The sequence below is a fragment of the Vibrio sinaloensis genome (assembly GCF_000808535.1).
Taxonomy (GTDB): Bacteria; Pseudomonadota; Gammaproteobacteria; order Enterobacterales; family Vibrionaceae; genus Vibrio; species Vibrio sinaloensis_D.
The window spans coordinates 82383-96943 of sequence record NZ_JWLV01000001.1 but is presented as its reverse complement, the minus strand read 5'-3'; the positions used below and the strand labels follow the sequence as shown (position 1 = coordinate 96943).

Annotated in this window: 7 protein-coding genes and 5 tRNA genes; 2 read left to right on the top strand and 10 right to left on the bottom strand. The window is 46.8% G+C overall.

The annotated features are described in order from the left end of the window. Positions 1 to 125: 125 nt before the first annotated feature. Entirely contained in the window at positions 126 to 3017 is a 2892-nt protein-coding gene (locus RJ47_RS00480) for a ligand-binding sensor domain-containing diguanylate cyclase (protein ID WP_039480379.1), read from the top strand. Positions 3018 to 3162: 145 nt separating this feature from the next. Here RJ47_RS00480 and RJ47_RS00475 read toward each other — a convergent pair. The 4 genes from RJ47_RS00475 to RJ47_RS00460 form a co-directional block, all read right to left on the bottom strand. Then, positions 3163 to 3236 (bottom strand) — tRNA-Cys (locus RJ47_RS00475). Between the two features lie 21 nt (positions 3237 to 3257). Beyond that, positions 3258 to 3344 (bottom strand) — tRNA-Leu (locus RJ47_RS00470). Between the two features lie 194 nt (positions 3345 to 3538). Further along, positions 3539 to 4048, bottom strand: a complete 510-nt coding sequence (locus tag RJ47_RS00465) for a hypothetical protein (RefSeq protein WP_039480376.1) — start codon at positions 4046 to 4048, stop codon at positions 3539 to 3541. Positions 4049 to 4478: 430 nt separating this feature from the next. Next, on the bottom strand, positions 4479 to 7304 hold the full coding sequence (locus tag RJ47_RS00460) for a hypothetical protein (RefSeq protein ID WP_039480373.1): 2826 nt from the start codon (positions 7302 to 7304) through the stop codon (positions 4479 to 4481). Positions 7305 to 7860: 556 nt separating this feature from the next. On the opposite strand from RJ47_RS00460, the gene RJ47_RS00455 reads away from it, so the two are divergent. Continuing rightward, entirely contained in the window at positions 7861 to 10596 is a 2736-nt protein-coding gene (locus RJ47_RS00455) for a hypothetical protein (protein ID WP_039481600.1), read from the top strand. Between the two features lie 91 nt (positions 10597 to 10687). Here the strand turns inward: RJ47_RS00455 and RJ47_RS00450 are convergent. The 6 genes from RJ47_RS00450 to RJ47_RS00425 form a co-directional block, all read right to left on the bottom strand. Next, positions 10688 to 10761 (bottom strand) — tRNA-Cys (locus RJ47_RS00450). A gap of 32 nt (positions 10762 to 10793) precedes the next feature. Then, positions 10794 to 10880 (bottom strand) — tRNA-Leu (locus RJ47_RS00445). Between the two features lie 61 nt (positions 10881 to 10941). Beyond that, positions 10942 to 11015: transfer RNA gene (locus RJ47_RS00440), tRNA-Cys, on the bottom strand. Between the two features lie 150 nt (positions 11016 to 11165). Then, the gene (locus RJ47_RS00435) at positions 11166 to 11537 is read right to left on the bottom strand and encodes an MmcQ/YjbR family DNA-binding protein (RefSeq protein WP_039480369.1); all 372 of its coding nucleotides are present in this window, start codon (positions 11535 to 11537) and stop codon (positions 11166 to 11168) included. 33 nt (positions 11538 to 11570) lie between these two features. Then, positions 11571 to 11915, bottom strand: coding sequence for a HopJ type III effector protein (locus tag RJ47_RS00430; protein ID WP_038193356.1), 345 nt, complete (start codon positions 11913 to 11915; stop codon positions 11571 to 11573). Positions 11916 to 12099: 184 nt separating this feature from the next. Then, a complete protein-coding gene (locus tag RJ47_RS00425; protein ID WP_039481597.1) occupies positions 12100 to 14412 on the bottom strand; it encodes a methyl-accepting chemotaxis protein in 2313 nt (770 codons plus the stop codon). Between the last annotated feature and the right edge of the window lie 149 nt (positions 14413 to 14561).

Genomic DNA, 14561 nt, shown 5'->3' with positions numbered 1-14561 from the left:
TGTACCTTAATCACTAACTTCAATTGCGCTTTACGCTGTGTATAACATAGAGCTAATACATTGAGCAATAATATGAAATCAACTATGCTGTCTCGTTCCAAGAGATTGCAGCCAAAGGTATACAGATGAACGAACGAAATTGGTCCCCTCAATTAGTGGCTGGCTTAATCTATTTTGTTCTGTTTTTCGTCTCTCCCGTTTCCGCGCGCGCTTCTGAACTAAGTGAATACCTCTTCGAGACTTGGACTAGCCGAGATGGTCTTCCCCACAACAGCATTAATGCCATCACCCAAACTGATGACGGCTATCTTTGGTTCGCAACGTGGGAAGGTCTGGCGCGATTCAATGGACATCGATTCGAACATTTCACTCGCGGCGTTGATTCAGGCTTAATTGACTCGGGCGTACGCGCTCTTTATGCAGACGCCAATGGCGGACTACTTGCCGGTGGCGTACGTGGTGGATTAACTTATCGCCACCAGCGAGGTTGGCAACCTGTCGAGCCCGCCGGTAAGCTCATCAATACAGTACTACGCGATCCAAACGGTGGAATTTGGATCGGCACGCAAAGCCTTGGCTTGGTCTATCGCGCCAGCTTAGAAGCAAAGAACGAAATCAAAATCTCCTCAGTCGGTGTTTACAAACTGACCCTCGCGCTCGATGGAGACGTACTTGCGTCAACCAATAAAGGCTTATTTAAAGTCGGTCAAGAAGGCGTGGTCAACATTAGCGCCCAAGCTGGATTGGACCCAAATCCAATCTACGACGCTCTCCAACTAAGCAATGGTGAGATCCTATTTGGTGGCAAACATGGCGCTTGGCGCTTCGATGCCAATAACACGCTGCACTCAGTTCACCCAACATTAGACAGTGCATTCATCACTCGAATTCTCGCTGACGACTCCGGTGATTACTGGTTTGGCACCATTAATAACGGGGTTTATCGGCTATCAAACAACACATTAACTCACTTTAATGAGCGCTCAGGATTGCTCAACAACCGCGTGCTTTCCCTTTTCCAAGATAGAGAGCGCAGCATCTGGATCGGAACCAACGGTGGATTGACTCGGTTGCACAAGGCACCATTTACCGTTTGGGATCAGCATCGAGGGTTAGCCGGCGATTACGTAAGAACCGTACTTGCGCTCGATTCTGGCGACATTATCGCGGGCACAAGTCGCGGCTTAAGTGTTATTCGTAATCGGGAAATCCGCAATGTTCAAACAGACTCAAATAACAATGAATTGCTATCAATACTGAGCCTCGCCCCTAGAGCAGAAGGCGGCGCTTGGGTTGGGACGTACAACAGAGGTGTTTACCTATTTGATGGTCAAACATTGGCCCCCTATCCACTTGATGAGCTTCCTACGCACGAAGTTCGCGCCATTTTGCAGGACAAGCAAAATCAGCATTGGTTTGGCACAACGGCTGGTCTACTACGTCGCTCACCGGACGGCACAACACGATTGTTTACCGTCGACGATGGCTTAGTAGATAACTATGTGATGGCACTCGCTCAAGATAAACATGGGCATATATGGGTTGGGTCAGCGGTTGGTGTCGCCGTCATTCGTGGTGACAAGGTTGAACAGATCGATCTCACTAGCATGGAAGATGCGCAATATGTGTTTGGTTTCTACTCGCAAGGGTCTTCGATGTGGTTAGCAACCGATCGTGGCTTAGTGCGTTATCGATTTAGCGATAAAAAGCTCAGCCTTATTGGACGACCGCAAGGATTACCGATCGATAAGTTCTTTCAAGTGATACCCGATCACATGGGCTATTTCTGGCTAACATCCAACCGTGGGCTTTGGAGGATCAGTCTAGACCAAGCGAACGCGATAGCCGACGGCCGCGCGACAGGACCTATACGTTTCGAGCTCTATAATGAACGCGATGGTATGCGAACCGCTCAAGTCAACGGAGGCTCTAATCCAGCGGCGACTATCGATAATGAAGGGACATTGTGGTTCCCTACCGCGCAAGGCGTTGCATCTACCAATCCACGCAATACCGAGGGGCTAGTTGTTCCTCATTTCCCGACCGTCATCGAACGTCTCACCGTCGATAAAACGCAATATGATTTAGCCCAACCACACGTTTTCTCATTTCCTGCAGGTAGCCAACGCGTCTCATTTGATTACGTGGGTCTTGGTTTTTTATCCGCTCAACACATTCGCTATCGAACGAAACTTGAAGGTCTGGATAACGGTTGGGTATCTCGCGGATCACAAACGAGTGCCGACTATACCAACCTTGCCCCCGGCCACTACCGTTTTGTTGTGAAAGCCTATTACGAACATCATGAAAGTGACGTCAACCTAGCAAGCGTTGAATTCGTGGTATTGCCCTATTGGTGGCAACGTGCCAGCGTTCAAATAGGGTTATTCTTGTTGCTCGCAGCGTCAATCGCATTGCTATTTTGGTGGCGCTTGAGGTTGTTAAAACGCTCAGAGCTAAGGCTCAAAAACGAGGTCATGCAGAAAACCCTCGCACTCCGCAAACAAGCTGCGGCGTTTGAAGTTCAAGCTCGAGAAGACCAATTAACGAGACTCAACAACCGACGTGCCTTTGATGAATGGATTGAGAAAGTTGTCTACGCACCGGGTCAATCGACGTCGTTTTCTCTCGCGCTAATCGATATTGACCATTTCAAACAAATTAATGATACCTACACCCACTTAGCAGGTGACCAAGTGCTCAAGATCGTCGCGCAAGAGATTAAAGATGCGACGCCACAAAATGGTTTTGTCGCTCGCTGGGGCGGCGAAGAGTTTGTTATAGGGTTTAGAGACTGGGATCCGCAGAAGGTGTTTTCAGTGTGCGAATCATTACGTAATGCCATTAAACAACGAGACTTTGGCAGCGTGGCAGAGCACCTAACCGTGACCATCAGTACTGGCATTGTTAACTCAGATAACAGTCACGACTTTGATCTGTTACTGCGCCGCGCAGACCGAGCCTTGTTGCATGTGAAAGCCAACGGTCGCGATAGCATCTATGTGCATAGTGAGTGATCGACGCTGGGGAGCATTAAACTGTTCCCTGCTTATCGGTGAAGGTGTGGTACTGCGATATAAAAAGAGATTAAGCGTCCATCAGACATAAAAAAACCAGCTTTATGCTGGTTTATGTTTGGCCTCAATTCTGACCAAAATGTCATGGAGGCGCCTCCCGGAATCGAACCGAGGTCCACGGATTTGCAATCCGCTGCATAGCCACTCTGCCAAGGCGCCAAATTGTTCACTTTGATTAGATGGTGCCCCGGGCCGGACTTGAACCGGCACAGCGCGGACGCCGAGGGATTTTAAATCCCTTGTGTCTACCAATTCCACCACCAGGGCAACGCATAATGCGATGGTACACCATCATCCTCACGGGCTTTCCCGTTTGAACGAGGCGTACTTTAACCGATTGATTTTACACGTCAACAATTAACGTCTTCACATTCGTTTAAGTGCTTAAAAAACCGCTTAAACGCGTAAAACCACCGCAACACGCCCAAACTTTACACGACTGACTCATCAAAGCTGGAGGTTCAACAGTTGATAGAGCCATGATAAACGTCACTTTGAATGGTATGTTCAAAGTTGAACTCAAAAGTCTTACCTTCGCTATCAGTCACCATTATCTTCAACTGTTCTGGTAGCACTTTTAAAGGCGGATATTTAACATTGAACCAAGAGCGGTGGATCCCGACACTGTCAGTCGTATTAGAGACTTGGGTCGCGTGGTCATCACGCATCAAGGCGCCGATCTCGGTTACCACCTCAACGTTAACCAACTCAGGACCTTTTCTCTTCGATTCCAATAGAGCGGTAATGGATATACCGTTTTCACTGTCTTTTGAAGGGAATACGCTAACACCATAGTGGTCAATAGCCTGTTCAATTCCATCCAGTCGAGTTTTAACGTAGCCACAAGCTGAGCTTGGTACTGCAGATTGGGATTGCATTACAACTGGCTTGTAGTAGTCACGGGTTGTTGGAAAAACGACACATCCGGACAATACAACGCTAAAAAGTACGGCTAACCAAATTCTTTTCATAATAACTGCTCCTATGAGATGCACTCATTATGAACAGTGTTTTATTAATTTACTAGCCTTGATTACACTCGCTTACATACTGGCCTGATCCTCCCAAATTTGACCTTTTGAACGCTACCGAGAAAACCGCATCTCCAGAGAAGAAAAAGCCTCTTCCCTAGAGAGGAAGAGGCTTAGTTGCCTTTGACGCTGTTATATTATTCTTGTCTCGCCTTTGACATTGACTTTCAAAGGTCACAATACTGAGTATAGCAAATCTGATGCCAAACAAACATCTCTCTAAATTTCAATAACATAGCATTTTGGTGCAAATTTTTTGCACCAAGCTCGTGCGTTTAAGTGTAATGGATGTGCAGGAATTTGCGTTAAAACTCGACAACTTATTTTGTTCTCACGAGTTGGCATCGCCTTTCCAATCTCAGACCCGCCTTTAAAACTCGCCTGATACAGACAAATAGAATTGATCCTTTCCTAGCTCTTTATCTAAACCGTTGGCATAACCCATGGTCACGGGTACCGTTAAGTTGTACCCCATCTTGAGCTCAACGGTTGTTGAAATACCCAACCCAGTAAGCCCTTTATACTGACCGCTTTCACTCCATGCGCTGCCAGAGTCGGCAAACAGGGTTGCAGAGATATCACCCAAACCAATCGGAAACAGTCCCCAGTTGCGCTCAATTCGAGCCAACCATGACGTGTACTCTACTCGCTGAGTAAAATAGTGATTCCCTGATTGAACAGTTTCATCATAACCTCTTAATGCCTGAGTTTCTCGACCAAACAGAGCGCTCTCATCGCTTTGGTCGCTGCCGCCTAAACGAAACGGTTTCGCCTTCTCATCGCTGTATCCTCCAGCTAAGCGGAGCGTCAGTGTAGAGCGGCCAGGAAGATCAAACGTGCTTCGCCACTGCGCTTGATACTTGTTCCCTTCATAGTCGCTTCCCAGCAAATCATTTGTTTCAGCAGTTAGATCAAGATAGTGCCCCCAACCCACGCCCATGACGTTAAGATAGCTTTCTCTGTTGTCGAACGAAGCCGCTAAACCGACTAGCGTTTCTTCCCGCTCTTCATAAGGGCTGGTCGTTACCTTAGGTTGTTGAACCTCGCTCTCTTTCTCCCAAAAAAGGCCCGCAGAGAGAGATAACTGATCTTCAAACGCGGTGTAAATATGGTTACGTTGTAACAAGGCATTGTCGTTCTGTTCGATGCGCTTGGACTCAACCCCTAATTCAGAGAATGTTGTAAAATCATGATTTCTGCCAATCGCGGCGAACCATCGATTGTCGTAAAGATAACTAAGGTGGTACTGACCTAATCCGTTTTCCGTATCCCACCCCAACTCAATGGTGTAGTTGTGTCTGCCAAGCGCATCAGAGCCATTGGTTACGATTCCGGCGATCGATTGATTCTCATCTAGGCTGAAAATCGGCACCCATGTCCTTGGCCTTAGACTGCTCCATGGTGAATAATCAACAGCATCGGTTTTCTCCACAGACACTGGTGCTGGATCTGGGTATTGGTAGCTTGCAGCAACCTCACCTAAAACGACATTATCAAGGGCGTCTGGCTGCTTAAGTGCGCGAAGCGTATAACCTTCACTGTCATAGCTTTGATAAACCAAGCCAAAGGTGTCTGACCATAATGGTGAAAATGCTCCCCCCACTTCGCGGGTGAGTTGCTCAACCGATTGGCTACCGAGAGTATGGCGGTAAACATTAAACACTCCGTCGTAATCAGCGCTAAACATCACAGTGTCTGCATCCACAAATACTGGGCTATTTTCAACGGATCGTGTCTTGGTGATTGTGGACCATTGCAAGTTCGTTAGATTCAAACGCTCAAGATTCCAGCCATCTTGGGAGCGCTTAACACTCGCCACTAAGTAAGTCTCATCAGGAGAAAGATCGTACCCACCTAACACTTCGTTTTCAGCCCCTCGCCACAGCCGTTGCTTGTTTTCCGGTGCCATAACATCAATTAACCACAGCTCACTAAACCCATCGATTTTTCGGCTTGCGATAACCTGCTGACCATTGGCAAGCCAACGAACATCTCTAAAACGCTCCCGCTCGGTTAACCGTTTCCATGCCCCTTCTTGTAACCAGAACAAGTCTGTAATACCTCGCCCATCGGCGTAATAAACCAGTCTTGATGCAACCAATCCAGAGGTTTGGTGGGCATCTAGAGCAACGACACCTTTTGAACTTGAGATACGATTGATCTGTTTAGATGCCTGCACTTGAGCAACGTCATTTCTATCTTCACCGTTGTTTCGATTGATGAAAACATCACCCGCCGCGTTTGTCGTGACTACCTGCATAACGGGAGTTGTCTCATTGAGTCTTTCACCCGACACCTTATTCGCCGTGCGAAGCGCGATCTCTTCACTAAAACGCTGGTTTAAGTAGGTTTGAAACTGCGGCCACAACGCTTCAAACGACTCACCAAATGTATTTTTGGCGGTTCTGTTCAAAAGGAAAAATGGCAGTAAACGACGACTGTAATCGTCTAAGAAGGTCTGAACTTTATCTTCTCCATATTGAAGAACAAGATAGTCAACAAAGTAAGCACCATAGAGATATTGATAACCAAGCGGAAAGTGTTTACTGGCGACCACCGCTTGATTGAGGTCCTTAACCTTTCCAGAGGCGACTTCCATGCGCATTTCCATTGGATAGCTTGAACCTTGCAAGCGCCCGTAACCAAGCTCTTTATTGGTTTCCAAATACACCGCCAAGCCCTCGACTAGCAATGATGGCGTAAGAGTATGGGGGTAAAGCAATACGTTACGACCAAATATGTTGCGTAAAAACTCAGGCGCACCGCCCCCCATTTCTAGATGCAGGATATGCACATACTCGTGTCGTATCAGTAAGTGTAGCCACTCGTCATTACTTTCAAGGCTGTTTACGTCATCTGGCGGGCTCATATAGAGCCTGATCTGCGGGTAAGGGATTACGGTCGCCCATCCGTTTGAAAAGTCAAACTCATCGACCAATACTATCTCGGTCTTATCTTTAGGCTCGTAGCCAAAAAAAGGCGTCAGCTCTTTATGAACTTGCTCTGCCAAATCGAGTGAGCGAGCTGCCTGCTTTTCGTGCCCAGAACGAAAGTGGATTGAGAAATGATCAGATTCTTGAGTTTGCCATACTTCATCCTGCTGATCCCAAGCAACGGAAATCGCGTGAGCATCGTAAGAAACAAAAGGATAGGATAGCAACGCTGCTACGGACAAAGTGAGCAAGTTCTTTTTCATGTTAAGAGTTTCTAATATAAGAATAATGGTTGATTCATCTGCTAAATGTACACTGTATTATTAATAATTCAATCCGTTCATTGTGTTCGGTTACAAAGCGAACTTCGAAAAGCCTTAATAAAAACGCTAACTAGGTTCGATGTCTTATCACTCTATGTCGTTATAGAGTCTCGAGTCAGATAGGCTTCATAGTTCGTACTTTTATTACCGGCTCGTTCTCAATATCACTTGATTTCCCCCCTTGTTAATATTTTTGCTCTTAGAAATATTTCCATTTGTAAAACATGAGGTTAAGGTAGAGTTAGAATTCTATTTAGACATCAAAAACAATCATTTGAGAAACACTTCACAGCCAACTGAAATATTGATGAGAAATATGCCAAGTCAGTCGAAATTGCCCATCAATCCTAACCAATATAATTGAGCAAATTATAAACTTAGACGATTTTGATTTTTCAGGAGAAATCGTTTGAACTGGCTTAATTGTTCGGCACGGAGCCGACGAGGTTCGACCTCAATAAAAACATTGCATCATGGGCTTATATTAGCCTGTGCTTTGACACTATCTGCGTGTGGTGGTGGCGGCGGAGGTGGCAGCAGTAATGGTGGCAACAAACCTCAAACCATCGCGCCTAACTCTCCCAATAGCTATCTACCAACCACCAGTGACACCAAGTGGTACTACGACAACAGTAGCGAAAGTACGTACGCAACGACCACCCAAATAGGCGGAAAAACCGCGCAAGTCATCAACTATCCAACTGGCGGTAAAGAGTACTTTATTGCCACAGAAGAAAGTGTCTCGTTTGCTGGTTTCTATTCGCCTTCCACTTATGTTTCTGGCGTCGGCACTTTTAGTATTGATTTCCGATTCGATGATTCTATGCAGTTAGTTGAGAGTTCAGCTCGATCGCTGCAAAGTGTTGCCACTTCTGGTACAGCCAACATTCAACCGACATACGGAAACAACCCCATCAATGTTTATGGTTCGACAACCATCAATGGGACTGAGACGATTACCGTTCCCTTCGGTACTTTTGATGCTACTCACGTAACCGTAGACTTATACATTAGCTCTACCATCGACGGCTACTTCTTTGAAATTCCTTGGCAAGTAGACCTGTGGTTCGCCGACAATGTTGGTATTGTTCGCCGCGTTCAAGGCGGTCAAACCCTTGAGCTCACAAACTTCACCGCGCCTGTCACAGAGCCAACCGAACCCACTGAGCCATCGGAGCCAACTGATCCTTCAGAGCCTACGGAACCAACAGAGCCAACGGAACCTACCGAACCAACAGATCCTACTGAACCTACTGAGCCTACTGAGCCTACTGAGCCAGTTGTAGACACAGATGGCGATGGTATCAGCAACAACGATGATACCGATGATGACAACGATGGCGTATTGGATGTCAACGATCACTACCCACTCGATCCGACTCGCCACGATAAACTCAAGGCAAACCTCACAAGTACTACCTTGTCCCACACCATTGGTTCTTCAATGAAAGAGGTTAAACAGCTTTCAATTACCGGAACTAACATAGAGTGGCTGTTACTAGACACCGCTAGCTGGCTCTCGATTAGTGAAAGAATGGGCACCGGTGACACCACTGTCGAGCTTTCCATTATCGACTACAAGCTCACGCCTGGATCCTACTCAACGACTATAACGTTGCGCGACAAAACGGAAGGCACAGACTCGCAAATCCAAGTCTCCGCTGAGTTTGCTTTACCAGAGTTAACGCTGAGTAATAATAGCGTCACACTCGACATCTCAGATGGGTTTGAACCCATTTCAACCAGCCTCGACGTAAGCTTATCGACAGGTGATCGCATTCATCCAGTAACAGTGTCACTGCCTGAAGGTCTGCATTCCTCCAACATTTACGCTTCGAGCACGGCAAAAACACTTGATGTGAACTTGACCTCGATTGAGAGTGTGAAGGAAGGCCTTAACACCTTTACCGCAACGGCTTCTGCTCAGGTTGGTGAACACACAATCAACAAACAATTTGACGTGAACGTGCTTGCGTCTCGTCGTGCGCTTGTTGTGCCTGATCGCGGTGTTGCCTTGACTAAGTTTGCAACCAAACAACGTCTTACTGCTGACATCGATATCCTAGACACCTACGGCTTTACCAACACGCTTTGGAAAGCGTCAACAGAAGCTCCTTGGCTGACGGTGACAACCTCTGGTACCACGGCTGATAAGTTGCAGCTTACTGCGGATGCTCGCGGTTTAGCGACCAATCAGCTGCATGAAGCGGAAGTTGTCGTCGTACCAAATGACACGAGTATTGCCAACAGCAATAGCATTCGTGTCAGCCTTTGGGTTGGCGATACCGACCCAGTCGAAAAGCAAGTGATACCCCAAAAAGCAATCAATGTAGCGGCTGACCCAGTTAGACCTTACATCTACCTTAACGATGGAACCGCCGATTCTGCTGAAATCAGTGTTTATCATAGCCATACGCAAAAATACGTTGCGGGGCTATCACCTGGCGGAACGCACCAGTTTGGTGACATTAAAGTGAGTGAGGACGGAAGATGGTTATACAGTGGTTTGGATGGCAACAGTATCGCTGTCTTTGACCTGACGACATTTAACCTACATACGATCTGGTCAGGTAATGATGGGCTCGCAGAGACGTTTACAATTACCGAACCTTCAGGCGTACCACTGATTGTTGGCGCTCGTGGGAACATTTATCACGCCAATACCGGTACACGCCTAAATGTACGTGGTGACGCTCACTGGGTATCAGCCGTTGCTTGGTATCAAGGCTATGACATTGTTGCATCAAGCCAATTTGGTAACCGCTTCTGTGCTGCCGAATCTGGTCTATCGCCGTACCTATTGCACTGTTATGAACTGACGTACAACAGCTATCGCGATGATGTCAAAGTGGAGCATATCGCTACAGCGCCACACGGTACAGATTCGTTCGCTAGCGGTTTGGCCATCAACAAAGATGGTAGCGTGGTCTACCCGGTTGGCTCCTCGCTGCTCAGTCTTGATGTCGATAGCATGCAGGTTACGCAGGTATTTACCACCGACGGATACGCCGCTGGCTCAGCAATGGGTGAGAACAACGAAGTTCATGCCACCACAAATAACTACTATGGTGACAAAGATATATGGATCTTCAAGTCGGATGGCTCACAGCGTTACAGCGGTGACGCGTCAGGAAGTAACAATAGTATTTACAATGAACTGGATGTGTCAGGCGATGGCTACCAAACTTATGTCATTGATGATACGCAACTCATCATTATGAATAGCTATTGATCAGCAATGCCCAGTCTTTTGACTGGGCATTTTTTTGACCAAGCTACAGACATAAAAAAGCCCCGACATTGCTGTCAGGGCTTCAAAATAATGGAGGCGCCTCCCGGAGTCGAACCGAGGTCCACGGATTTGCAATCCGCTGCATAGCCACTCTGCCAAGGCGCCATTATTTTTGCACTCTCTCGAGTAATTTAAGATGGTGCCCCGGGCCGGACTTGAACCGGCACAGCGCGAACGCCGAGGGATTTTAAATCCCTTGTGTCTACCAATTCCACCACCAGGGCACACAAATCGCTTTGTGATGCCGTTTAGAACAATAAACACCATCTAAAATATGATAAAGAATGGAGGCGCCTCCCGGAGTCGAACCGAGGTCCACGGATTTGCAATCCGCTGCATAGCCACTCTGCCAAGGCGCCCTTTCCTTTCAACGCTTTAGGTTACCCACCGTTGCGTTCGCTGCATACTTTACGGATTGAGCTCTGAGAGTCAAACAAAAATCTCATATTTTTGTTTGTTTGCCGACAATTACATCAAATAGCTGTTTGTTTGATCTAATCAGGCGATTTTTAAACACTTCCGATCGCTCCGCCCCGCAATAATTCTCGCTGTGCTTTAGGTAGTTTACTCACCACAAGCTCATAAGAACGCTCGCAAAGATCGTGAATCAAGCCGTCTTCAACATCACCAGGATAATAAACGGTCACCCAGTGGCGCTTATTGGTGTGGTAACCCGGTGTGATATCCGCAAACTGATCGGTGAGTACTTCTCCATCTTCAGGTTTGACCTTTACAGTCACGTACTCTCGCCCTTCTCTTTGCGCCAAAATGGCGAACATCTTACCTTTGACCTTAAATACCAACGCATCTGGCCCAAATGGGAAGCTCGACTCCGCGCACATAAAGGTATCAAGGTATTTTTCTAGTTCGTTGTTCGTCATTGTTCGCTCTCCAGAAAGTCGAAATCGATACGCTTATTTTGCTATTAATGCCTCACCGTTAAAGTGAACACCATCCCAGCCTGACTGAATAAAGTTACGAATATTGGCGTGATCTTCGCCATCTGGGTTTTCCAGCACGTCTTGTCGATAAAAACGACCAAAACAAGCCAGCGTACTTGCCTTATCCAATCCATTCAGTTTGCCGAAAGCAAAAATCTTACACGAACCGTTGTTTTGCCCAGCATCATTGCGGGTACTCCCGTTAGTAAACGAGGTTGGAACGAAATCGTAGTAAGCGTCGATTACCGCGATCGTTTGTTCAAATTCAACTTGCTCAGGCTGCTGGTTTAGTTTTTCAATAAAGGCATTCAATTCCATTTGGACTCTCTCCATAGATATTATAAAGAGGTCAGTCTATGCGATTGATTACCAGATAAAAAGCGCTAATTTGTCGTCAGACAATAGGTAGGTTAACCCTACTCTATAAAGAAAGGAATTCAAGATGAGCCGAGGCTACTTCGCTGATCTAGGCGCATGCAAAGTAGCCGCGGTTACAATTGGATTAATATTTGAACTGGGTAACATCCTGATTGAGCTCTTCAGCTTGAGAAGAGAGCCCTTGCAACACATCATCTACGTCGTTCACCTGAACTGACACCGCGGAAGATGCATCCGCTATGGATGTGATACTGCCGCTAATCTCATCCGTTACAGCGCGCTGCTCTTCGGTCGCGGCAGCGATTTGAACATTCATCTCATTAAGTTCAATCAACATCGTGACGATTTGCTCCAACATGTCTGTGTTCTCATCACACGTCGCGACGCCTTTCGATACCGTGATGTTTGCATTCTCAATACTCTTCGAAACCTCATTGGTTTCGCGTTGAAGTGACTCAATCTTTTCTCGGATTTCTTCTGTCGATGACTGAGTACGCCCCGCCAATGAACGGACTTCGTCAGCTACCACAGCAAAACCGCGCCCTTGCTCACCAGCCCTAGCCGCCTCAATCGCTGCATTGAGTGCCAGCAAGTTCGTTTGCTCGGCAATGCCTTGAATCACATCGAGCACCTCTGCGATTGAGTTAGTCTCATTATGTAAGCGTCCGATCGCTTCAACCGCAGTTTGCATTTGCTGATTCAACTGAGAGATTTCCACGCCCAAACTTCGTCCAATATTGACACCTTGGCTGCCTGCGTCATTGGCGTTTTTGACAAACTCTGCTGCTCGGGTTGCAAACTGCGCCACCTCAGCAATTGAGGCGCTCATCTCATTAACAGCCGTAGCCACCGACTCGGTTCGATGATTTTGGTCATCGACAGCTGCACGGGTACTGTTCATGTTACCCGCCATGCTGTTGGTATTGCTGTTTAAGTCATCAGTCGCTTGTGCAAATTTGCCAATGATTTGCTGTAGGTGTTTGAATAACCCGTTCAAACTTAGAGCGAGCTCAGTCATCTCATCTTTACCCGCCACTTCGAGTCGCTGGGTAAGATCATTGTTTTCGCTAATTTGATGAATACGCTCGCTCGCCAACTTGATAGGCCAAGCGATACTTCTACCTAAGAAGTAAGAGATGACAATTGCAATAAGCACAATGACCACGATGCTGCTCAAGACGGTAAAGATCATTGCATTGATTAAGCTATCTACATCTTTGAGCGCCTCGTGTTTATCAATCTCTGTCACGATCCCCCAGCTCAATCCCGCCGCATTGACTGGCGCGTAAGCTGACAAAACGTCCTCACCACGGTAATCAACTACAACGTCCGAACCACTTTGCCCACGCAACGCCGATTTTGAGGTAGATGTGGTCACAGGCTGGCGACCAATCGCAGATCCTTTGCCCTTGATTTGCTCAATAATGGTGTTTGATACCCCTGAATTCAGCATCGTTTTATAGTAATTATCGGCATCTTCCATGAGAAATCTCGATTCGCTTCTCAAAAGCCCATCAGGGCCAACAAGATAACTTTCACCACTTTCCCCCAAACCCGCATTACTCCAGTTGCCGTTGAAAGTCATGATGTTGTTGATTTCGTCCACTGGCATCTGGAATATCAGCACACCTAAGGTTGTTGAACCCTGTTTGATCGGTGAAGAGATAAAAGAAGCCGCAGCTTGATAAGAAGGATAGTAAGGCGCGAAGTCTTCAAGGTGGAACTGGCCATCACTCATTGAAAGTGCCTGACTAAAGGCTTTTGCAATCCCGCTGCCCGCATAAGGGCCAGTCAATAAGTTGGTGGCGTAATCCAGCTCTTTAAACACTGAATAAACGACGTCCCCGTTTGGGTTAACTAGAAAAATATCGTAATAGCCAAACTGCTCTAGAAACCCTTTGATACTTGGGTGATATTTTGCGTGAACCTCATCGTAACGATTGCCCAAACTGTCAGCCATCAATTGATGCTTATCACCGAGTGGATTTGGGTTGCTACCTATGTATCTTGCTTGCAACGCCTTTCCAAGAGGAGAAATCATCGAAAGTTTTTGCATTTCATTGGCAGAACGGCCGCTGTTTGACGCTCGATACGTCGCACCAAACTGGCTCTGATAGTAACGTTCTAATGCAGAGTGATCGCGCTGTGTCACTGACTCGGTCGGATACTGAGCAAACGCTCGAGAAAACTCGGTAATGGCGTCTTGTACACCTACCGAGTGTGCTGTTGTGATCAATTGACCACGAATCTGTTCGAAATAGAGTTCAATCTCATTTTTCTTTATTTCACGAACAGAGATTAGCTGCTCAGTAGCGCGGTTATATAGTGCGTCTTCTGATAAAACCGAGGAGCGCCAACCTACTATCACGCCCGTGGCAACAACCGCCAGCGTACACAGAATGGTTGATGCCGTTACTATTTTGGTGGCAATTTTCATAACAATGACCTCTCGCGGAAAGTCCATATCCGCTTATCGAATTAGAGGAAACTGCCATCTGACGTCACATATATTTATGCACTTAGTGATATAATTGTAAGCACGCTTTGGGGACTTTACGAAAAATTGGGAAAAAAAGTCTGTCAACG

Coding starts and splice junctions, on each gene's coding strand:
- RJ47_RS00480 (WP_039480379.1), top strand. CDS start 126: ATGAACGAACGAAATTGGTCCCCTCAATTAGTGGCTGGCTTAATCTAT.
- RJ47_RS00465 (WP_039480376.1), bottom strand. CDS start 4,048: ATGAAAAGAATTTGGTTAGCCGTACTTTTTAGCGTTGTATTGTCCGGA.
- RJ47_RS00460 (WP_039480373.1), bottom strand. CDS start 7,304: ATGAAAAAGAACTTGCTCACTTTGTCCGTAGCAGCGTTGCTATCCTAT.
- RJ47_RS00435 (WP_039480369.1), bottom strand. CDS start 11,537: ATGACGAACAACGAACTAGAAAAATACCTTGATACCTTTATGTGCGCG.
- RJ47_RS00430 (WP_038193356.1), bottom strand. CDS start 11,915: ATGGAATTGAATGCCTTTATTGAAAAACTAAACCAGCAGCCTGAGCAA.
- RJ47_RS00425 (WP_039481597.1), bottom strand. CDS start 14,412: ATGAAAATTGCCACCAAAATAGTAACGGCATCAACCATTCTGTGTACG.